The sequence below is a fragment of the Pseudomonadales bacterium genome, from assembly GCA_024234615.1.
Classification (GTDB): Bacteria; Pseudomonadota; Gammaproteobacteria; order Pseudomonadales; family IMCC2047; genus JAJFKB01.
In genome coordinates this window covers 234,507-256,872 of record JACKNY010000003.1, presented here as the reverse complement: position 1 = coordinate 256,872, position 22,366 = coordinate 234,507, and the positions used below count along the sequence as shown (strand labels likewise).

18 protein-coding genes are annotated in these 22,366 nt (G+C 46.5%); 13 read left to right on the top strand and 5 right to left on the bottom strand.

What is annotated here, in order from left to right:
* Positions 1 to 7 precede the first annotated feature (7 nt).
* The 6 genes from H6995_13895 to H6995_13870 all read left to right on the top strand — a co-directional run bounded on the left by H6995_13895 (position 8) and on the right by H6995_13870 (position 6,570).
* Complete coding sequence (locus H6995_13895; GenBank protein MCP5216091.1) at positions 8 to 526, top strand: methylamine dehydrogenase (amicyanin) light chain; 519 nt, start codon at positions 8 to 10, stop codon at positions 524 to 526.
* A 157-nt stretch (positions 527 to 683) separates the two neighbouring features.
* Positions 684 to 1,028 (top strand): cytochrome c, class I, encoded by a 345-nt coding sequence (locus H6995_13890; GenBank protein MCP5216090.1) that lies wholly within the window; start codon positions 684 to 686, stop codon positions 1,026 to 1,028.
* A gap of 436 nt (positions 1,029 to 1,464) precedes the next feature.
* Positions 1,465 to 1,668 carry a DUF2892 domain-containing protein gene (locus H6995_13885; protein ID MCP5216089.1) on the top strand — a complete coding sequence of 68 codons (204 nt, stop codon included), beginning with the start codon at positions 1,465 to 1,467 and terminating at the stop codon, positions 1,666 to 1,668.
* 13 nt (positions 1,669 to 1,681) lie between these two features.
* Positions 1,682 to 4,327: an MMPL family transporter gene (locus tag H6995_13880; GenBank protein MCP5216088.1), complete on the top strand. Its 2,646-nt coding sequence runs from the start codon at positions 1,682 to 1,684 to the stop codon at positions 4,325 to 4,327.
* Position 4,328: 1 nt separating this feature from the next.
* Positions 4,329 to 5,123, top strand: coding sequence for an outer membrane lipoprotein-sorting protein (locus H6995_13875; protein MCP5216087.1), 795 nt, complete (start codon positions 4,329 to 4,331; stop codon positions 5,121 to 5,123).
* 22 nt (positions 5,124 to 5,145) lie between these two features.
* Positions 5,146 to 6,570, top strand: a complete 1,425-nt coding sequence (locus H6995_13870; GenBank protein MCP5216086.1) for a hypothetical protein — start codon at positions 5,146 to 5,148, stop codon at positions 6,568 to 6,570.
* Positions 6,571 to 6,651: 81 nt separating this feature from the next.
* Here H6995_13870 and H6995_13865 read toward each other — a convergent pair whose 3' ends face one another.
* From H6995_13865 to H6995_13855, 3 genes are all read right to left on the bottom strand, one after another.
* Positions 6,652 to 7,821: a response regulator gene (locus H6995_13865; protein ID MCP5216085.1), complete on the bottom strand. Its 1,170-nt coding sequence runs from the start codon at positions 7,819 to 7,821 to the stop codon at positions 6,652 to 6,654.
* A 10-nt stretch (positions 7,822 to 7,831) separates the two neighbouring features.
* On the bottom strand, positions 7,832 to 9,025 hold the full coding sequence (locus H6995_13860) for an HDOD domain-containing protein (protein ID MCP5216084.1): 1,194 nt from the start codon (positions 9,023 to 9,025) through the stop codon (positions 7,832 to 7,834).
* A gap of 71 nt (positions 9,026 to 9,096) precedes the next feature.
* The gene (locus H6995_13855; GenBank protein ID MCP5216083.1) at positions 9,097 to 11,763 is read right to left on the bottom strand and encodes a PAS domain-containing protein; all 2,667 of its coding nucleotides are present in this window, start codon (positions 11,761 to 11,763) and stop codon (positions 9,097 to 9,099) included.
* Positions 11,764 to 12,263: 500 nt separating this feature from the next.
* On the opposite strand from H6995_13855, the gene rimP reads away from it, so the two are divergent.
* The 7 genes from rimP (at position 12,264) to pnp (ending at position 20,849) form a co-directional block, all read left to right on the top strand.
* On the top strand, positions 12,264 to 12,722 hold the full coding sequence (gene rimP / locus H6995_13850; GenBank protein ID MCP5216082.1) for a ribosome maturation factor RimP: 459 nt from the start codon (positions 12,264 to 12,266) through the stop codon (positions 12,720 to 12,722).
* 36 nt (positions 12,723 to 12,758) lie between these two features.
* Positions 12,759 to 14,288 carry a transcription termination/antitermination protein NusA gene (gene nusA, locus H6995_13845; GenBank protein MCP5216081.1) on the top strand — a complete coding sequence of 510 codons (1,530 nt, stop codon included), beginning with the start codon at positions 12,759 to 12,761 and terminating at the stop codon, positions 14,286 to 14,288.
* Between the two features lie 50 nt (positions 14,289 to 14,338).
* Complete coding sequence (gene infB / locus H6995_13840) at positions 14,339 to 16,906, top strand: translation initiation factor IF-2 (protein MCP5216080.1); 2,568 nt, start codon at positions 14,339 to 14,341, stop codon at positions 16,904 to 16,906.
* Positions 16,907 to 16,935: 29 nt separating this feature from the next.
* Positions 16,936 to 17,325: a 30S ribosome-binding factor RbfA gene (rbfA, locus tag H6995_13835; GenBank protein ID MCP5216079.1), complete on the top strand. Its 390-nt coding sequence runs from the start codon at positions 16,936 to 16,938 to the stop codon at positions 17,323 to 17,325.
* A 3-nt stretch (positions 17,326 to 17,328) separates the two neighbouring features.
* On the top strand, positions 17,329 to 18,282 hold the full coding sequence (gene truB, locus H6995_13830) for a tRNA pseudouridine(55) synthase TruB (protein ID MCP5216078.1): 954 nt from the start codon (positions 17,329 to 17,331) through the stop codon (positions 18,280 to 18,282).
* A 98-nt stretch (positions 18,283 to 18,380) separates the two neighbouring features.
* Entirely contained in the window at positions 18,381 to 18,650 is a 270-nt protein-coding gene (gene rpsO / locus H6995_13825; protein ID MCP5216077.1) for a 30S ribosomal protein S15, read from the top strand.
* A 72-nt stretch (positions 18,651 to 18,722) separates the two neighbouring features.
* Positions 18,723 to 20,849: a polyribonucleotide nucleotidyltransferase gene (gene pnp / locus H6995_13820; protein ID MCP5216076.1), complete on the top strand. Its 2,127-nt coding sequence runs from the start codon at positions 18,723 to 18,725 to the stop codon at positions 20,847 to 20,849.
* A 78-nt stretch (positions 20,850 to 20,927) separates the two neighbouring features.
* Here pnp and H6995_13815 read toward each other — a convergent pair whose 3' ends face one another.
* Positions 20,928 to 21,509, bottom strand: a complete 582-nt coding sequence (locus H6995_13815) for a DNA-3-methyladenine glycosylase I (protein ID MCP5216075.1) — start codon at positions 21,507 to 21,509, stop codon at positions 20,928 to 20,930.
* 13 nt (positions 21,510 to 21,522) lie between these two features.
* Positions 21,523 to 22,365, bottom strand: a complete 843-nt coding sequence (locus H6995_13810) for a pantoate--beta-alanine ligase (protein ID MCP5216074.1) — start codon at positions 22,363 to 22,365, stop codon at positions 21,523 to 21,525.
* Position 22,366 lies beyond the last annotated feature (1 nt).

The window sequence follows — 22,366 nt, the reverse complement described above, 5'->3', positions numbered from 1 at the left end:
AGCGTCCATGAATTGGATGGATAAGTTAACAGAAAGCTCGGCGCGTAAAATTGCACAACGCTCGTCAAGACGTTCAATGTTACGTCATTTAGGTGCGTTTTTGGTCGGTTCCGCCACGCTTCCATTATTGCCTGTGGCGCGAGCGGCGGAGACTCCGAAAGCAGGGCAGCCTGATGAGTCGGGAGATCCGACCAAGTGTGACTACTGGCGCTACTGTGCGATCGACGGGTTTTTGTGCAGTTGCTGCGGCGGTACACAGAATAGCTGTCCTCCTGGTACGGAGATGTCACCGATCACTTGGATTGGTACTTGTCGTAATCCGCATGACGGGATCAACTATATTATTTCTTATAATGATTGCTGTGGCAAAACTGGTTGTGGGGCTTGCCTTTGTACGCGTAATGAAAGCGACCGACCAATATATCGACCCGATAAAGCCAATGATCTCAACTGGTGTATCGGCACCAAAAGCAGTATCTATAACTGTTCCACAGCGATTGTTGTGGGCACTGCGTTAAAGCAATAATTACTAAGACGGTTTTCGGGTGTAACAAAGAAAGGTTTAGGAAATGAGAAGCATCAGTGGGCGAATAATTTTCGCCGCCATGTCGTTGTTGGTAGTGCTGGTATCGCCGTTTACGTCGGCGGAAATTAACCGCCAACGGGCGTTAGACAACTACATCATGCTTTGTCAGGGCTGTCATCTGCCGGATGCTTCTGGTGTTCCCGATAAAGTGCCTAGCATTAAAGACTTTGCGGGACATTTCCTTCGGGTTGAAGGCGGCAGGGAGTTTTTAATTCGAGTACCGGGTTCGGCCAACTCGGCTTTGGATGATATAGAGTTGACTGAGCTGTTAAATTGGATGCTGTTGGAATTTAGCGCACAAGAGCTGCCTGAGAATTATCAGCCCTTAACTGTCGAAGAAGTTGGGGTTTTGCGTAAAGATCCTTTAACGGAGGTAGTACACTCGCGTCAAAAGTTGGTTGATGCCATTGCACGATTAGGCTTTCACGAGGCGTCAAACTAACCGATAGAGAATACATTGGGGTGGAAGTGCTGCTTTTTTGCCCCCGTGATAGTTTGCTGTCTGAAACGACTTTGAAAACCCTGCCTCAAAGATTTATAAAATGAATAAAAAGTGGCGTACACTGCGTAGCGATAAGGCCTTAGACTAATTTAACGACCAATCCCGCCTCACCTTTGTGAGCACTCAAGCGGCATAATAACAGTCTAGCGTGAGGGGTCGAAAGACTCAGCATAAGGACCATCCCCCCCTCCCCCCCCCCGAAAGATAGCTGCAAACGCTTTCTGAACACTTGACACGAGTAGTCAACGAGTAAAAGCCCCCTGTTAGTAAACCTGGGATCAGGAAATAGATATCTTTTTGATTGACTTTGTATATTAGATAAAACTAAAATAAGCCATTAAATTAGTGCTGTCTAATATAAAATAAGGAGCTAAAGATGAATATCGACCGAATCATGTTTGCGTTTGCTGGAGCCATGAATTTGTTGGGTTTGGTATTGGGGTATTGGCTGCACCCTTATGGTTTTCTGCTGTCCGCCTTTGTCGGGCTGAATATGTTTCAGTCGGCATTTACGGGCTTTTGTCCAATGGCGATAGCGCTTAAGAAAATGGGTAAGCAGCCGGGCTGTGCTTTTAAGTAACAGGGGGATCATCGTGTTATTGTTATCGGAAAGTGCGAGCCGTAGGCCGAAGATTTTTCTTTCGCTGGCTGGGGTTATTAGTTTACTGATCTTTCTACTGGTTGCGTTGCCAAGTATTTGGCCTGCCTCTTTTCCGCTGCTCCACTCGATACAGATCGATACCGACCCTGAGAATATGCTAAGTGCAGAAGAGCCTGTACGAGTAACTCATAATAGTCTGCGCCATGAATTCAATCTGCATGACATGCTGGTGGTGGGGGTCGTTAATCAGCATCATCCCCAGGGAGTGTTTAATCAGGCGACACTGACACGCGTATATCAGCTAACTACCTACGCGCAATCCTTAATATGGCAGGACGATGGTAAGCAGAAGGGAGTGATAGGTGTCGACCTGATTGCGCCTTCCAGTGTGGATAACATCGAACAGGCGGGTCTTGGCAGCATTCGTTTTGAATGGTTGATGGCACAGCCGCCGCAATCTGAAACTGAAGCGATAAGCATTGCCGATAAGGCCTCTCGAATTCCTTTTCTCAAGGATACACTGGTTTCGTCCGATCGAAAGGCGCTGGCGCTTTACATTCCTATTAGTGAAAAAAAAGTTAGCTATCAGGTGGCGACTTTATTACGGGAAAAAATAGATAGTTTTGACGGGGGTGATGAATTTTACATCACCGGATTGCCGGTTGCCCAGGATCAGTTTGGTGTAGAGATGTTTCAGCAGATGGCCATATCTGCGCCTGCGGCGATGGCGTTAATTTTCTTATTACTGTGGCTGTTTTTTCGCAATCTGAAGCTCATTGTCTCGCCAATGATTGTTGCGCTGGTTGCGGTGACGATAACGATGGGATTGCTCATCATTACCGGTAATACCGTGCATATCATGAGTTCCATGATACCCATCTTTATTATGCCAATAGCGGTCTTAGATGCGGTCCATATTCTATCTGACTTTTTTGATCGCTATCCGCGTTCAGGAGATCGTTATCAAACATTGCGTGAGGTGATGGAGGAGCTGTCATCCCCGATGCTCTACACCTCGTTAACGACCAGTATTGGTTTTGCTTCGTTAGCGCTAACGCCGATTCCCCCAGTGCAAGTGTTCGGGTTATTTGTTGGCATTGGGGTTCTGTTTGCCTGGTTATTCACGGTCACACTGGTGCCTGCTTATATCATGTTGATGTCGGAGTCCTCCTTAAAAGGCTTTGGAATGGCTCAACACAGGGGGGGAGAAGCGCATCCATCCCTGCTGGCGCGGTTGCTATTTGCCCTGGGTAAAGGTACCTACCAATATGCGAAATTAATCCTGGTTGCTGTGTTAGTGCTGGTGGGCGTCGCCTATTATGGAATACAGCAAATTCAAATCAATGATAACCCGGTTAAATGGTTTGCTCCCAGCCATGAAATTCGGGTTGCCGACCGTGCCTTGAACGAACGTTTTGCTGGCACCTATATGGCCTATCTTTCTTTACAGGCAACGACTGAGGACATGTCAAAACAACAGGCGATAGAAAATTTATTGACCGGGATGGACTCACTTGCACAAGGAGTAGCAAAGGTTCTGCAAGGCAAAGCAACGAATCTTGCTGCAGCAAAAGGAGAGTTCAGTGAAATATTACAGCAGCTGCAAAGTTTTGCTTCGGTACAAGCCGAGCAAGCGGAAACAGATGCTGACTGGGAGTCTTGGGATGAAGCGGTTGCTTTTCTGCAAGCACAGCAACAAAACAAAGAGGTTTTCAAAAATCCGGAGCTGTTAACCTATATTAGTGATTTACAGGACTTCTTACTCACCACCGGGTTAGTCGGTAAAAGTAATTCGCTGACAGATATCGTGAAGACGGTGCATCGAGAGCTGCTCTTGGGTGAAGACTCAGCCTTCAAGGTGCCGACTACTAAAGCTGCCGTGGCACAAACGCTGATGACTTATCAAGGTAGTCACCGGCCTCAGGATCTGTGGCATTTTGTGACACCAGATTATCGTAAAACTAACATTTGGATACAGCTGAAAAGCGGTGATAATCAAGATATGAAAAAGTTAGTGGCGGAGGTTAATCATTATTTTGCTAAAAATCCTCCGCCACTTGCCTTGCACCATGACTGGTTCGGCCTAACCTATATCAACCTGGTTTGGCAAGACAAGATGGTGACGGGCATGATGAAGGCCTTTCTCGGTAGTTTTGTGATTGTGTTAGCCATGATGGTTTTTTTGTTCCGCTCACTCTGGTGGGGGTTACTCAGTATGGTGCCCTTGACCGTGACGATTGCCCTGACCTATGGCTTCATCGGTTTTATTGGCAAAGACTACGATATGCCGGTGGCGGTACTTTCATCTTTAAGTCTTGGTTTGGCGATAGACTATGCGATTCACTTCCTCGCCCGCGCTCGTGAATTACGCAAGCGGTATGCCAACTGGGAAGAAACGGTTCGGGCTGTCTACGGGGAGCCGGCGCGTGCTATCACACGTAACATTATTGTCATTGGTTGTGGCTTTTTGCCGCTACTGTTGGCACCGCTGGTCCCCTATCAAACAGTTGGATTTTTTATATCAACCATTCTTTTATTGGCGGGTGCTGCAACCCTATTATTATTGCCAGCACTCATTCGTCTCTTCGAGAATATCTTATTCCGAGGCTCCCTAACCAAGTCAGAGCGAGGTACTTAAAATGTATATTGGCCAATTAAAGATATTTATGGTGGGTATGGTAATGCTCTGTGCTAGTGCGGCTTGGTCAATGGAGGTGTCTGAAATTGTCAGCAAGGCCAATCAGGCCGCGTACTATAAAGGAGAGGATGGGCGTGCGAAGGTGCATATGTCGATCTTTGACGCGCAGGGCCGCGAACGCAATCGTGATTTTACTATTCTTCGTCGCGATGACACCAATGAGGTGGATGCCGAGCAGAAGTTTTTTGTTTACTTTACGCGGCCGTCTGATGTTAGCAAAACAGTTTTTCTAGTATGGAAAAAAATTAATCAGGATGATGATCGTTGGCTCTATCTGCCGGCATTGGATTTGGTTAAGCGCATTGCGGCAAGTGATGAAAGAACCAGTTTTGTTGGCTCGCATTTCTTCTACGAAGATGTATCTGGGCGCGCTATTGATGAAGATGAGCACACACTTTTGGAGCAAAGTAAAAATTATTATGTGGTGAAAAGTACGCCAAAGAACGCAAATGCTGTGGAGTTTGCCTATTACAAAAACTGGATCCACCGGGAAACCTTTATTCCGGTGAAAACTGAATACTATGATAACAACGACACATTATACCGTACTTATTCAGCACTCAAGGTAGAGGAGATAGATGGTTTTCAAACCGTGACACAAAGCCGCATGGCAGATTCACGTATCGGTGGTTATACAGAAATGAGTTACAGCGATGTGAAATACAATGTTGGCCTTGCCGATGACTTGTTTTCGGAACGTTATCTGCGTAACCCGCCACGCCGTGAGCTTAGGTGACATGCAGCTCAGGCAGGTTGTCTTGCTGGTAATCATCTGCCTCAGCAGCCATACCTATGGGGCTGCAGATGCAGAGCCGGAGCTACCAGCGGGGCTTGGCAGTGAAGTGGGTAGCGATGAACCACTGCTTCCTCCGGGATTAAGTATTTCCGGCCGCGAACAAGGTGAACCATCACTGCCGGCAGGGTTGGGGGAGACGGAAGCTGCGCCTCAGTCTAAAGGATCGGAGGGACTGGAACGTCGCTCTATCGACTTAAGCGGATTTGCCGAAGCGCGAGTCGGCAGTCGCATTGGTAATGATAAGAATGAAAAGCAGAAGTCTATTCTTGAAAGTCGGTTGCAAATTCAATGGGAGCAACAATGGTTGGCGCTAACTTCCCGGCTAACGTTGGACTTGCTTTACGATGATGTCGTCGATAACAGAAGTGTGGCCTTGGAATCAGGTCGGGGCTGGTTAGATCTGCGAGAGGCTTATTTGCTATTTCGCCCCTTTGCAAAAATGGATATAAAGGCTGGAAGGCAAATACTCACTTGGGGAACTGGGGATTTGATGTTTATTAATGACCTGTTTCCGAAAGATTGGAATGCATTCTTTATAGGCAGAGATGATGAGTATTTAAAGGCACCTTCCGATGCGTTAAAAGTTGGTGTTTTCGGCTCTCGTTTTAATATCGAGATGATTTATACGCCTAGGTTTGATGCGGATCGTTATATCGATGGTTCGCGTATTTCATTTTTTAATCCAAATCAGGGTGCCGTGGTCGGACAGCATGACAATTTTCACGTTGATCGTCCCGATCAATGGTTTTCGGAAGATGAGTGGTCTGCCCGTTTATACACTAATCGAGGATCGCTGGAGCTGGCGATCTATGCCTATCAGGGTTATTGGAAAAGTCCGAACGGAACAGATGCGAAAACCGGACGTTTTATTTTCCCACGACTTGAAGTGGGGGGGGTGAGTTTGCGTGGGCCAGTGTATCGGGGTATTGCCAATCTAGAGCTAGGCTATTATCACAGTAAAGATGATAGTAGCGGAAAAAGCCCATTTGTGCGCAATAGCGAGTGGCGGATGCTGTTGGGCTATGAGCAAGAATTGATGAAAAATTTCAGTGGCTCGATGCAGTTCTATTTAGAGCATAAGGAGGATTACCGAGCTTATCTGGAGAGCCTTCCCGGTGGTGCTGCCGAGGCCGATGAAGATCGTTTTGTTTGGACTCTTCGGTTAACTCGGCTATTGTTGAATCAAAACCTCGTGCTTTCGCTGTTCAATTTTTATAGCCCTACGGATAAGGATGGTTACGCACGACTTAAGGCGCAATACAAAATCTCGGATGCATGGCAAGTTGAATGGGGCGCAAATTTGTTTTACGGTGAAAATCAGCATACTTTTTTTGGACAGTTTGAGGACAACAGTAATCTCTATTTATCAGCCAGGTATGGATTTTAACCCTATCGACTGTCATTGCCGACCAGTATCCGCAGCCAGTATTTAAAATGGGTGAATCTAAGCGGTCACTCAATTGACCGCTCACGTCACTGCCTTTTCCCCGTCGTCTGCACTTTTAATATGGAATACTTTTACTTTATTGGCGATGGCGCCGTTACGCCAAAAATTGGTCAGTCGTTCCGCCACGGATTCCGATGTTTGTTGTCCTTTGCACATTAGCAGAGTGCCGCCTTTAGTAATCACATCTTCCGCTAAAATCATTGAGGAATTGAGTTGGGTGACAGAGATTTCCTGTTCCAGAGCACCTAATTCTTCATTTAAAAATTGTTCGAATGCATCGAGTACTTTAGGGTCGTATTTGCCGGGGCGCCGTTTTAGTTTTTCTAAGGCTGCATTGCCACGCAAGCCAGCCGTTTCCAATAGGTCATAATCGAGCAGTACACGTAAAATTCTAGCGCCGATGGGTATATCGTCTCCTTGCAAATCATCCGCAGGTGAGCCTGAGCCATCATAATATTTGTGTTGGTATTTAATGCTATTTGCCACCACTTCCATGCGGGGGATTTTCACAATAAGCTCTGCACCCAACAGGGGGTGACGGTTATACTGCTTTGACTCTTCTTCATTTAACGGGGAAAGCGAGAGTGCCTTTTTGGTGAGCTCTTCGGGTAAGGTGACGCAGCCCATTTGACTCATTAACGCGGCAGACTCGAGTTCCCAAAGATTGGGTAATGCCAATATCTTCGCGCATTCGAGCATATAACGCTTAATTCGTGTGGTGCGTCCAAAAACGTCAGGGCTGATTAAAGAAAGCACTTCTGCCAGTGTCTCTATGCTGGCTTTAAGCGTATTTTCGAGAACAGCTTTTTCAGCGTTAATCAGTTCGTACTGTTTTATCGCATCGTTAAGAGAGATAGCCATATCTTCAGGTGTGCAGGGTTTATTTAAAAACCGAAACACATCGCCTTTGTTAACGGCATCAATGGCGGTTTGTTGGTCCGCGTTACCTGTGAGCATCATCCGAATGGTATCAGGTGCAAGATCTTTGGCTTTCATTAAAAACGCAACGCCATCCATTTCGGGCATGCGCATATCGGACACAATAACGGCAAATGGCCCCTGTGTTTGTATAGCGTTCAATCCTTCGGCACCACTGATGGCGGTGGTTATATTGAACTGCTTACGTAAATTGCGCCGGTAAGCGTCCAGCACATTTGATTCGTCGTCGACGAATAGTATGTTATTGCTCATGAAAAATTAATTAACCTCCCCCAAATAATTCTACAGTGAGTGCGCGCCAGTCATTGATCTTTTCGGCATCAGCAAATTGAGCGACATAGTCCACGCAAAATGCGGGCTCTTGTTCATCCCGGTTATTGGTTTCAAGCTCAAGAAGCAAAGCATCGGCGATATGAGTTGCCGTTAAGGGTGAGAAAGAATGCTCAATGGCTTTATCCGGTATATGGTGATAGGCGACTGCTTCTACGACCGAACTGGGTAAATTCCAGACGCCCAATAAATAGGCGCCTATTTGGGCATGTGAAATACCGAAAATATTTTGTTCTTCTTCCCAGGCTTCATAAGGTTGACTTGAGTTGAGCGTCTTGGAAAATTTATCGACATAGGCCGTTGCGAGAACAAGCTTGCCGATATCGTGTAACAGCCCGGACATAAAGGATAAGTCGCATATTCTTCGGGGTTGATTTTCGTGTTGGGCAATGGCTTTGGCTAAAAAAGCAACATTTTGGCAATGACGGTTAAGCTGTTGCAAATTCAATGCACAGTCGTTTTTCTCAAAACTACTGAAAATTTTGACCGAAAGAATCAGGCTTCGAATAATATTTAAGCCGAGTATTGTGGTTGCCTCTTCCGGCGATGAGACATCCCGGGCCAAACCAAAATAAGCAGAATTGACTATTTTAAGCAATTTTGCGCTCATGCTGATATCTTCGCCGACGATGCTCCCGATATCTCTTAATGTTCCATCAGGAGAAGCTGCTACCTCCATGACCCGTGCATAGAGGTCAGGCAGACTAGGCAGTATATCAATGCTGGCTATGCAGGATCGCAGCTTTTCATCTTCCAGCATACTTCTAAGAGCAAAGGCTTGAGAAACCACATTTCTAATATGTTCTGCATCGGATGGTTTGGCTAGAAACTGGTGGGTTACCTGCACGCTTTCCAACAACATTTCCATTTCGGCATGGCCGGAAAGGGCAATGCGAATCGTGTCAGGATATTGGTTTTTAATTTTAGTCAGAAGTTCGACGCCATTGATACCTGGCATTTTCATGTCACTAACGACTACATCAAATACGGCATCCTCCATGAGCGCAAGCGCCTGTTCGCCACTTTCGGCAAATGACATCTCCCATTCATTTCGGTAAGGTCTGAGCATTCTGCGTAAACCATCTAAAATACTTGTTTCATCATCGACAAATAGTACACGTTTCATCGGTGGTAGCCCTCCTTTTTAGCCTGCTCCATACCCTTCATCATATATTTAGTCCATCGTACATACTGTTTCTAGCTCGCCATTGCTGTGGGAGTGCCGGATTCGGTTTGTGGAATTTCTAATGTATTTTCAATCGGCAATTTAATGTAGAAAGTTGTTCCTTCTCCCGGTGTGCTTTCTACGGTTATTTTCCCCTGATGCTTGTCGACGACCACTGAGTAGGCAATGGCCAAACCTTGCCCGGTTCCCTTACCTACCTGCTTAGTAGTGAAAAAGGGATCGAACACGCGCTCTTTGATATTCTCCGGAATACCGTTGCCCGTATCGCTAATACTGATCAGTATAGAGTTATCCTGCTGTTCTGTACGTATTTTAATTGTCCCCAGCTTGTCTGGTTCTGAATGGGTTCTTTTTTCTTCGATGGCGTGAGCAGCATTAACAATAATGTTTAGAATAACTTGATTAAACTCACCCGGTAACAGCATCACCGCCGGCAAATCATCGGCCAACTCAGTTTCCATTTCCGCTAAATATTTCCATTCATTGCGCGCTACGGTAATAGTGCTTTCAATGGCACGATTCAAATCCGTCTGTACTTTGCAGGTTGAGCCGGGGTGAGAAAACTCTTTCATCGCTTTCACGATATCTCGTATGCGAGTGGTGCCTTCTAGGGACTGTTCAATAGAGGATGGAATGTCCTTAAATAAAAAGGCCAGATCAATTTCTTTTTCATAGAGTTTGATCTTTTCCAGAAAAGGCTTGTTATCCCCCCCGTTTTCTAGGCTGGTAAGGAGCTCAGAGTATAATTCGTAAAGCTGCCTTAAATCCGCAAAGCTATCTTGCAGATAGCGGATATTGTCACCAACAAATTGAGTTGGTGTATTAATTTCGTGTGCTATACCCGCTGCGAGCTGGCCGATGGACTCCAGTTTTTGTGCCTGTTTAAGCTGTTCACTGAGCGAGTCGTGCTCCTCCTGCATTTTCTTTTCACGGGTAACATCAAGCATGACACCATGAAAACTAGTTACCTCTCCATGCTCCATGATGGGCGTTACGATATTGCGAATATACACCAGTTTGCCGTCATCTCTGATTAAGCGAAACTCTACATTCCGGCTGCGAATATCTTGGCTAAATAAACCGGGCAATTCTTTACGAAGATGCTCGGCATCTTCACGTACTACTCTTTTTTTAATGTATTGAGGGTCGTCAAGGATGTCCTTTGTATTGCAGCCAAGAAAGTTCTCCACCTGTTTGCTAACATAGGTATATTGAGGTGGGTCAAGATTAAATTGCCAAAGCACGCCATCAATTGAATTGATCAAAGAGGTGAGTTTTTGTTGGGATTGGCTAATACTCTCCATGAGCTTCCCACGTTCCTCCCCCATTTTTTTGTATTTTGTAACATCCATGGTAACACCACGCACTTTAGCGGGTTGCCCGTTTGCAAAAACGACGGAATAAATTATTCGTACCCAAATTATCTGGTTGTCGGCGCGCCGGGTTTGTGCCTCTAGTTGAAGCGGTTCATCTTCTTCCTTGGCTTGACGGATGGAGTCTTGGAATTTTTTCTCATATTCCGGAAGAAAGCGGGACATAAGCAGGTTGACATCATCTAACACATCTTCCTTGGTATAGCCCATGAGCTTTTCAACGTGCTCGCTGATAAAATTAAATCGATCCTGAGTCAGGTCGCGCTCCCAAAACATACCATCAACAGAATTTATCACTGCACGCAGTTGTTTGTCAGATTCCGACAGCTGATCGACTAAATCTTGTCTTTTGTGAGATTCTTCTCGTAATGAGTCTGCAGCTTCAAGCAATTCTTGGGTGCGGGCTTTGACTAGCGCGGTTATCGTGTCACTGCGCTTGAGCAGCGTATGAAGATAAATAGTTGCAATCAGGGTGAGTAATAATCCGGATAGTAAAGGCCCCCATTTCGTTAACGCGTTGGGTTCAAAAAAAGTATTGTCTCTCGGTAAATATAAAATGGAAAGACTGTCTGTATCCGTTTTTACCTGGTGAGGGTGGTAGATGGCGAATTTATTCGGTGGCTGGGTGGGGTTAATCTGTGTGCTCGAACTTGCGTGATCAGGGTTCGGTGGATAGGAATAAAAGAACTCTGGCTCGCCATTGGCTCCGTGTTTGTATATATAAATATCGAGCCAAGCAGGGATGATATCGGACAAGGCGCTTGAAAAAGCGATATCTACGTTTATTTCACCAATAAGATAGCCAATGGTTGGCACGGTTGTATCGAGGCCAATATTTGCGCTTAGGGCGCGATAATTATAAACCACCTTGCTGATGGTATTCGCTTTCCCAATACCCTGTTTGGGATAAGCATAATCAATTTTATACCAACTTTCTGGGTTAGAAGAGACCGGTACTTTAATGGCGCCGCTATCTGTATTGCTGGTTGTAGTGACGACAAGAAGGCGGTTTAGCGCTGGAATGTCGGACATTATCTGCGCTGAAAGCAGATCGAATTGTGAAGAAGAGATAATTTGCGGGTAACCTGAAATTGCCGCGCTAAGCGTATTTAATATAACGAGGTGCCTTCTTTTCTCATCCTGTAATTTAGCGGTGGAGGTTGAGGCTAATGTTTCGAAGGCGGCTAATTTTTGTTGTCTGTCTTCACTAACGATATAGTGTTGTGCGAAAAAGGATAAAAAGACACCTATTAAAAATACCAAAAGTATCGGGAGATAATGCTTTATAAGAGGTGATGATTTCATTTAAGCTGGTTTCTCAAGGAGTGCCCTTTAGCGGGTTGCAGCATTACTCAGCTGAAAAATATACGCGCTCTTATAGATAGTGGTAGCGTGCAATATTTTTATAGGATTGATGTTAAGTATCCTGTTTACCCATAAGAATGATCAGGCTATTTAATGGTCTGTTTTTAAGTATAGGCGGCCTTGGAGAAAAGCCAATAAAATATACTGTAAGCCAATTTGCTGTGACTACAGTGCAATAGATAAAAAGTCAGGATAGCTGAGGGTTAGAAGGGGGCTTGAAAACGGCGTTGAATCTATTGTCGAAAGAGTTTACAATCCGCCGCTGAGCTTATTGATAGAAATTGGAAGTGCTTGGCATTGCCAATATATTTTGTGAGAAGCCCCTTTTTAGGGGCTTTTTGTTTCTCAGCAGCTAGTAAAGAATTGTGTGCGGTAAGGTAAAGTTTGGGCGATATGTCCGTTTATTGCGTACTGTGGTTGGCAATCCGCAAGGTGAATGAGTGGTGCAGAGTGATGCAAAGTTAGCCGCTTTGGTTGAGCCGGTAGTTAAAGCTCAGGATTTGCAGCTATGGGGCATAGAGTGCTTAACGCTGGACCAGCGTAAGACGGTACGTATATATATTGATCATGACGATGGCGTCAAACTATCGGATTGTGAAGAGGTGAGTCGACAGGTCAGTAGTCTATTTGATGTAGAAGACCCTATTTCGGGAGAATATGTATTAGAGGTCTCTTCTCCGGGAATGGACCGTCCGCTTTTCATTGTTGAGCATTATCTCAAATATGTGGGGCACGTAATCAACGTAAAGCTGCGCCGCCCGTTTGAAGGAAGGCGAAGATTTAAAGGTATTTTACGAGCGGTTGAAAATGATGAGGTAAGTCTCGTGGTAGATCAGCACGAGTATTTTTTGCCCATTGAAAGTATTGAAAAAGCAAATATAGTACCCCAGTTCGGTTAATGCATTACCGTTGGGTTTCTAACGAGGCAAAGTGAAATGAGTAAAGAGGTTCTATTAGTTGTAGAAGCCGTATCCAACGAAAAGGGTGTGCCAGAAGAAATCATTTTCGAAGCGATTGAGTTGGCTTTAGCGACCGCTACTCGTAAACGCTATGGCGATGACGACCAAGCAAATATTCGTGTTGCGATTGACCGAAGCACTGGGAATTATGAGAGTTTTCGCAAATGGATGGTCTGGGCTGATGGCTTAGTCGATGAAGACGACGATGGCATTGAGTTCTCGCCAACCATACATATGACCTTAGAGGATGCGCAGGCAAAGGATGCATCTTTGCAAGTCGGTGATATGTGGGAAGAACAGATTGAAAATGTAGAGTTTGGGCGAATTGCCGCGCAGACGGCGAAACAGGTTATCGTACAAAAGGTGCGCGATGCCGAACGCGCCAAGGTCGTTGAAGCGTATCGTCACCAAGTCGGGCAAGTGTTGAATGGTACGGTGAAGAAGGTAACGCGGGATCAGATTATCGTGGATTTAGGTAATAACGCCGAAGCGCAGTTGCCACGTGAAAATATGATTCCTAAAGAAATGTTTCGGATGAATGACCGTATTCGAGCACTTTTAGTTGATGTGAATCCAGAGGTGCGTGGCCCACAGCTAATAGTGAGTCGTGCCGCGCCGGAACTGTTATTAGAGCTCTTCAAAATTGAAGTGCCGGAAGTTTCTGAGCAGGTTGTTGAAATCCGTGCTGCGGCGAGAGACCCTGGAGCGCGTGCCAAAATTGCAGTCAAAACCAATGATGGTCGTATCGACCCTGTGGGAGCCTGCGTTGGTATGCGTGGGTCGCGTGTACAGGCTGTCTCCAATGAGTTGGCAGGCGAGCGCATTGACATTGTGTTATGGGACGATAATCCCGCGCAGCTAGTGATTAACGCCTTGGCGCCTGCGGAGATAGAATCTATTGTGATGGATGAAGATGCGCATTCGATGGATGTGGCGGTTGCTGCGGAGAATCTGGCGGTGGCGATTGGTCGTAGCGGACAAAATGTGCGGCTGGCAAGCGAGTTGACGGGCTGGTCCATCAATGTAATGACAGAAGAAGATGCCGGAGCTAAACAAGAGCAGGAAACGGGTTCAATTATCGAGCGCTTTATGGAACGTTTGGATGTGGATGAAGATCTGGCGGCGGTTTTGGTCGAAGAGGGCTTTACCACATTAGAAGAAATTGCTTATGTTCCCATTGAGGAGATGATGGCGATTGAAGGCTTTGATGAAGAGATAGTCAATGCACTACGCTCGCGCGCCAAGGATGTGTTATTAACTCAAGCTATCGCCTCTGAAGAAGAATTAGAGGGTGCGGAGCCAGCACAAGATTTACTAGAAATGGAAGGCATGGATAGACATCTGGCCTTTATGTTGGCCAGCAAAGGCATTATTACCATGGAGGATTTGGCGGAACAATCAGTGGACGAGCTGCTAGAGATTGACGAAATTGATGAAGAGCGAGCAGGCAAATTGATTATGAAAGCCCGTGAGCCCTGGTTTGCCGAGCAGAGCGAACAAAACTAGGATAACCGTTTTATTATGGTAAAAGCATTAAAGGTACAGGAGAGCTGAGAATGGCAGAAGTAACGGTAGCAAAGCTAGCCGAAATAGTAGGCGCTCCCGTTGATCGTTTGCTGATGCAAATGAAAGAAGCTGGTCTTGAGCATGTTACGGCGAAGGATAAGGTTTCAGACGATGAGAAACAAACCTTATTGGCCTATTTAAAACGTTGTCATGGCGACACCGATGCTGCGCCGAAAAAGATTACGCTTAAGCGTAAGGTCACGACACAGCTGAAGACTTCAAGTTCTCAGGGTCGTAGCGCCAAAACGGTGAATGTAGAAGTACGAAAAAAGCGTACCTACGTGAAGCGCAGTGCCATTGAGGCTGAGCAAAGTGCAGAGAAGCTTGAAGCAGAAGTTCTGCGCCGTGAAGAGGAAAAACGTCTTGAAGAAGAGCAGGCGGCGATTTTAGCGGCAGAGCAGGCTGAACGTGAGCAACAAGCACTAGCTGAACAGGCCGAAATTGTAGCTCCGGTGACTGAAGATCAACCGCAAACTGATGATTCTGCCAGTGGTGCTGACCAACAGCAAGAAGTGGCTGAGTCAGACGAGAGTGATGATGAGTCAACGGTTAAAGAGCTTAGCGAAGCAGAGCGGCTCAAACTGGAAAAAGAAGAGCGGGAAGCCCTAAAAACGCCAGACAAGAAAGCGAAAAAAGTTGAAAAATCCAAAACCTCTAAGAAAAAATGGATTGAAGAGGCGGATGAGATATTTGAAGAAGAAATTCTGCATAAACCAGTTTCTAAAAGAGTTTATGTTGAGCCTAAGTTAGCCAAACCGACAAAGTTTCTCAAGCAGCATGGGTTTGCAAAGCCTGCTGCGCCGGTACTGAAAGAGGTTGCCATCCCTGACAATATTCTGGTGTCTGAATTAGCCCAACGCATGTCCGTGAAGGCCACGGATATTATCCGAGCACTCATGAAAATGGGGGTTATGGTGACTATTAACCAAAGCATCGATCAGGAAACTGCGGTGTTGGTGGTTGAAGAAATGGGACATAAATATCGTTTAGAGCAGCCTATGAATTTAGAACAGGAATTGCTGCAAGGTATCAATTACGAGGGCGAAGAAGCTGCCCGAGCACCAGTGGTTACGGTCATGGGACATGTTGACCATGGTAAAACATCACTGCTGGATTATATTCGTAAAACCAAAGTGACAGCCGGTGAGTCAGGTGGCATTACGCAACATATCGGTGCCTACCATGTGGAAACAGAGAAAGGCATGGTTTGTTTCCTGGACACACCGGGACACGCGGCGTTTACGGCTATGCGAGCACGTGGTGCACAGGCGACGGATATCGTGATTTTAGTAGTGGCCGCTGATGACGGTGTTATGCCGCAAACGGAAGAAGCGATTCAGCATGCTCGTTCAGCTGGAGTGCCTATCGTTGTGGCGATCAATAAAATCGATAAAGAATCAGCCGATATCGATCGTGTTAAGCATGAGTTGGTGGCGAAGGAAGTCATCCCTGAAGACTGGGGCGGTGATGTTCAATTTATTGCCGTATCCGCGCATACCGGAAAGGGTATTGACGATTTATTGGATGCGGTGCTGTTGCAGGCTGAAATTTTAGAATTGAAAGCGGTGCCGACAGCGCCGGCTCGCGGTGTAGTAGTTGAAGCGCGCCTAGATAAAGGGCGTGGTGCCGTTGCGACACTGCTGGTGCAAAACGGCACCCTTGAACAGGGTAATGCCATTATTGCCGGAAAAGTCTACGGCCGTGCCAGAGCGCTGATGGATGAAAACGGTAAACCGGTGAAACGCGCTGGGCCTTCAATTCCTGTTGAGGTATTAGGGCTGACCGAGACGCCTAATGCCGGAGATGATTTTCTGGTGTTGCCGAATGAACGAATGGCACGTGAATTGGCTGAATATCGTCAGCAGTTGCATAAGGTAGAGACGCAGGCTTCGCGTCAAGCGGTGCACTTGGAAAACCTGTTTGCCAATATGGGTGAAGGGCAGGCAAAAATACTCAATATCGTTTTGAAAACAGACGTGCGTGGCAGTTTAGAAGCCTTAAGTTCTGCGTTGGAAAAAATCGGCAATGAAGAGGTCAAGGTTGCTATCGTTTCCAGTGGCGTTGGTGGTATCTCGGAAACTGATGCCAACTTGGCGGTTTCTACTGGCGCTGTTGTTATTGGCTTTAACGTCAGAGCAGATGCCTCGGCACGTAAAGTATTTGAAGAAAATGGTACTGATTTACGCTATTACAGCGTGATCTACGATATTGTCGATGATGTGAGAAATGCGCTTTCCGGCATGCTGTCTCCGGAATACAAAGAGACAATTGTGGGCGTCGCCGAAGTGCGAGATATCTTTAACTCACCAAAATATGGCTCGATTGCCGGAAGTATGGTTATCGAAGGCACTATTTATCGTAACAAGCCAATTCGGGTATTACGCGAAGACGTAGTGATCTACGAAGGCGAGCTGGAGTCCTTGCGCCGCTTCAAAGATGACGCTAATGAGGTTCGTAATGGTATGGAGTGCGGTATTGGTGTTAAGAATTATACCGATGTCAGAGTTGGCGATAAGATTGAGGTCTACGATTCGGTAGCGGTAGAGCGTACGCTTTAGTGCATTACCCTGCTGCAGAATAGGAAATCATGGCTGATTTTAGTCGCATCCAAAGAGTCGCTGATCAGATTCAGCGTGAGTTGGCGAGTTTGATCCAGCTCGAAATGAAAGATCCTCGTTTAGGAATGGTGACCGTCAGTGCGGTGGATCTGAGTCGTGATATGAGTTACGCCGATGTCTTTGTGACTGTGTTGGAGCAGGAAGACAAAGCGAAGCGTGAGCAAACATTGGCGATACTGACTAAAGGCGCTGGATTTTTACGGGGCCGACTGGGGCATTTGATTAAACTGCGTATTGTGCCGACGCTACGGTTTCATTATGACGAAAGCATTTCTCGCGGGCAGCACCTATCGGCATTGATCGATAAAGCGGTGCAAGAAGATCGGCAACGGACGAACCAGGACGTAGAGGACAATTAGTTAGTGAAAAGGCAACGCAGGCGTAATCAAGGACGTCCGGTTAATGGTGTGTTTCTGTTGGATAAACCCATAGGGCTGTCCTCGAATGAGGCGTTGCAACGGGTAAAGCGGATATTTAATGCGGCGAAGGCTGGGCATACAGGCAGCCTTGATCCGTTAGCCACTGGTATGCTGCCCATTTGTTTCGGCGAAGCGACTAAATTTTCCCAGTTTATGCTGGAGGCGGATAAAGTATATCGCACCCGTGCGAAATTAGGTGTGCGTACAGCTAGCGGGGATAGTGACAGCGATATATTGCAAACGCGCTCCGTACCACAACTTGATAAAGAAATGATCGAAACTGTGTTACAGCAGTTTCGCGGTGATATTGAACAAGTGCCCTCTATGTTTTCGGCACTCAAACACCAAGGAGAACCTCTCTATAAGTTAGCCCGTCAGGGTATCGAGGTGGAGCGCAAGCCGCGGCCAGTGCAGATCTATAAATTCGAACTATTGGATCTGCAGAATGATGAGTTGGAACTGGAAATTTATTGCAGTAAGGGCACCTATGTGCGTACTTTGGTGGATGATCTGGGTGAGGTGTTAGGCTGCGGAGCTCATGTCATAGCGTTAAGGCGCTTAAGTGTCAGTGGCATGAAGCCATCAGGAATGCATAGCTTAGATGAGTTAGAGCAAATAGCGGCGAAAACGGAGACACCAGAAGAATGTTTTCGAAATTTGGATGCGATGCTTTTGCCAATTGCGGCTACGGTTGAGAATCTGCCAGAGGTGGAGCTTTCAGAGTTAATGACTTTTTACGTTAAACAGGGTCAGCCTGTCTTTGTGCCAAACACGAGCGCACAGGGTAAGGTGATTTTGTTTAATAAAGCAGCTGATAAGGAGAATCGATTTCTCGGTATTGGCGAAGTACTGGATGACGGGCGTGTTGCGCCGCGTCGTTTAGTAACAACGGGGTGAGCTAATAGTACTACCCCTTCAATAGAGTTATGCCTCTGTAAATATGCACGGGGGTGATAACGGAATGTAATTATGCATATTCTTAGGAGAATGAAGACATGGCACTATCAGCACAACAGAAAGAAGCAGTTGTTAAAGATTATCAACTGACAGAGGGTGATACCGGCTCGCCGGAGGTGCAAGTTGCACTGCTGACGGCAAACATAGAAGGTTTGCAGTCACACTTTAAAGATCACTCAAAGGATCACCACTCACGTCGTGGCTTGATTCGTATGGTTAATCAGCGTCGTAAATTGCTGGATTATTTAAAGCGTAAGGATGCTGAGCGTTACACCAATCTAATTGGTCGATTGGGCTTGCGTCGTTAATAAACTCAGAAAACGCCAATAATCAGTAGCAGCTGATTGCTGGCATTTTCGCACAAAGATTGAGGTAATACCGTGAACCCGGTAACAAAAACATTTCAGTACGGCGGTCACACCGTCACTCTCGAAACGGGCCGTATTGCCCGTCAGGCAACGGCGGCGGTTTTGGTGACAGTAGGTGATACCGCTGTATTGTCGACTGTGGTGGGTAGAAAAGAGGCTAATGAAGGGGCTGGATTTTTCCCCTTAACAGTTAATTACCAAGAAAAAACATATGCTGCGGGTAAAATTCCCGGCGGCTTTTTTAAGCGTGAAGGTCGTCCTACAGAGAAAGAAACACTGACGTCTCGTTTAATCGACCGTCCGATTCGTCCGCTGTTCCCTAAAGGCTTCATGAATGAAGTACAGGTAATCTGTACAGTCATGTCTGCGGATAAAAACCAAGATCCGGATATTGCTGCGATGATTGGCGCTTCAGCGGTACTGTCAATTTCAGGTATCCCTTTCAGTGGCCCGATTGGCGCTGCTCGAGTCGGCTATACCGATGATCAGGGATATATGCTCAATCCTAGCCAAGCGGCATTAGAAACGTCACGTTTGGATATGGTCGTTGCCGGAACCAAAGATGCTGTTTTGATGGTGGAGTCAGAGGCTCAGGAATTAAATGAGGATTTAATGCTGGGCGGCGTTCTTTATGCGCATCAAGAAATGCAGGTGGTGATTGATGCAATAACTGAACTAGCCCAAAGCGTTGGTAATCCCGTATGGGATTGGCAACCACCAGTTAAAAATACGGAGTTACTCGACGCCATTAAATCTGGTTTTGGCGGAGCGATTAGTGAAGCCTATCAAATTAGCGATAAGATGGATCGTTATGCGCGTATCAGTGAAATACGCGCCCAGGTTGTTGAGCAGTTCACGGATGTGGATGCTGGTTTGGATGGTAAGGAAGTATCATCCGCCTTTGCGAGCGTTGAAAAAGATTTGGTACGCGAAAGAGTGCTTAGCGGGCAACCACGTATAGATGGGCGTGATACCAAAACAGTTAGGCCAATTGCGGTAGAGATAGGCGTGTTGCCAAAAACGCATGGCTCTGCGTTATTTACGCGAGGTGAAACACAAGCCCTAGTCGTAGCGACCTTAGGGACAATGCGTGATGCGCAGATGATTGAGTCGTTGCAAGGTACAGAGCACGATAATTTTATGTTGCACTACAATTTCCCTCCTTTCTGTGTCGGTGAAACTGGGTTTATGAGTGGTCCCAAGCGTCGCGAAATCGGTCATGGCCGGTTGGCTCGTCGCGGACTCGCTGCGGTGCTACCTAACGCGGATGATTTCCCTTATACCATCCGGGTGGTATCTGAAATTACGGAATCCAATGGTTCTAGCTCTATGGCCAGTGTTTGTGGCAGTAGTTTGGCGCTGATGGATGCAGGTGTGCCGCTGAAACAACCAGTTGCCGGTATCGCCATGGGATTAGTTAAGGATGGCGACCGTCATGTGGTTTTGACTGATATTTTGGGTGATGAGGATCACCTTGGCGATATGGACTTCAAAGTGGCAGGCACCAGCAATGGTATCACTGCATTGCAGATGGATATCAAAATCCAGGGCATCACTGAAGAAATTATGGAAGTCGCGTTAGAGCAAGCGCATGAAGCACGTGCTCATATACTCGGTGAAATGAGTAAAATCATTGCTCAGTCGCGTGCAACACTTTCTGATAATGCACCGACGATGCTTAACTTTAAAGTGGCACCGGATAAGATTAGGGACATTATCGGTAAGGGTGGTGCGACAATTCGCTCCATCTGTGAAGATACTGGAGCGCAGATTGATATTGAAGATGATGGCTCCGTGCGTATTTATGCGGATGACAAAGAGTCAGCTGCTGCTGCACAAATGCGTATTGACGAAATTACTGCCGAAGTGGAAGTAGGCGCTATTTATGATGGTGTTGTTGCTCGTATCGTCGATTTTGGCGCTTTCGTGACAGTCTTGCCTGGTACTGACGGTTTGCTGCATATTTCGCAGATTGCTAAAGAGCGGGTTGATAAAGTCACTGATTATCTGCAGGAAGGCCAGCAAGTTAAAGTTAAAGTGTTGGATGTCGATGGTCGCGGACGTATCAAGCTAAGTATGAAGGCGTTGACGGAGGAACCCGGTCAGGATTCCTCGGCAGAGCCGGAAGCGACAGAGTAAAAATAAAAAGGGGGCAAACAGCCCCCTTTTTTTATAATGAATTTTTCGTAAATTAGTCATTCATGCATTGGCAGCCCGTTAATAGCCCGCGATAATTTCCGCACGGCGATAACAGTCCGTAGCATGATCATTGAACATTCCGGTAGCCTGCATGTGTGCGTAACAGATGGTGGAGCCGACAAATTGGAATCCTAGCTGTTTAAGCGCTTTGCTCATTCGGTCCGACTCAGCAGTCGTTGCTGGGTAATCGGCCAGAGACCGGTAATGGTTCACAATGGGTGTGCCATCGACAAATTGCCAAAGATACTCGGCAAAACTACCATACTGCTCCAGCAGTTTTAGGTAACAACGCGCATTATTCACGGCGGCATTTATTTTAAGATGATTGCGAATAATGCCAGGATTTTGTAACAGAAGTTCTATTTTTGTTTCGTCATATTCAGCTATTTTAACAGGATCAAACTGGTCAAAAGCCTGCCGATAATTATCGCGCTTTTTTAACACAGTGTACCAGCTTAGCCCAGCCTGGGCGGATTCCAGAGTCAAGAACTCAAACATTTTGCGGTCATCATGGACGGGTACGCCCCATTCGAGGTCGTGATAGGAGACATAGTCTGGTTTAGCCAGATCAACCCATGGGCAACGCTGTTTGCTATCCATCTTGTAATGTCTCTTATATATCGAGCTGTATATTATCTATTAGCCGGGCTTTCCCCAGTTGTGCCGCCGCCAAAATAATGAGCTGACGATCAGCAGAGGTAGGGGTTTCCAGTGTATTGCGATTCATTACATGGAAATAGTCTGGTTTAAAGCCCGCATCAAATAAGCGTCTATTGGCCGCTTGCTCTAACTGGTAATAATCACGGGCTCCAGCAGTAATGGCTTGTTGAGTGGCGACTAAGCTCTGATAGAGTGCCGGTGCTTTCGTTCTTTCCTCTGCGGTGAGATAGGTGTTGCGCGAACTGAGCGCGAGACCATCTTCGGCGCGCCCGGTTTGAACGCCGACTATCTCTAACGGAATGCAGAGGTCGTTGACCATGTGACGAATAATGGTAAGTTGCTGAAAGTCTTTTTCGCCGAACATGGAAACATCGGGCTGAATAATATTGAAGAGTTTGGCGCAAATGGTGGCGACACCGGTAAAATGCCCCGGTCGGCTGGCGCCACATAGAATGTTCGATAGTACAGGAATAGTGATTTGAGTGTTGACGCCTTCCGGATACATCTCGCGTGCAGTTGGTGCAAAGAGATAATCGGTGTCCTCTGTGATCAGCTTTTGCTGATCAGCTTCTAACGTCCGGGGGTAGGCATCCAAGTCTTCATTCGCGGCAAATTGCATAGGGTTGACGAATACGCTGGCAACTACGCAATCAGCGGCTTCACGGGCCGCACGTATAAGCGCCATGTGACCCTCATGTAAATTACCCAAAGTGGGCACGAAACCAACGCTACGTCCTAGTTGACGCTCTGTTGCTAGCGCTTCGCGTATTTCGTTAATAGTTGTGAAGGTTTGCATG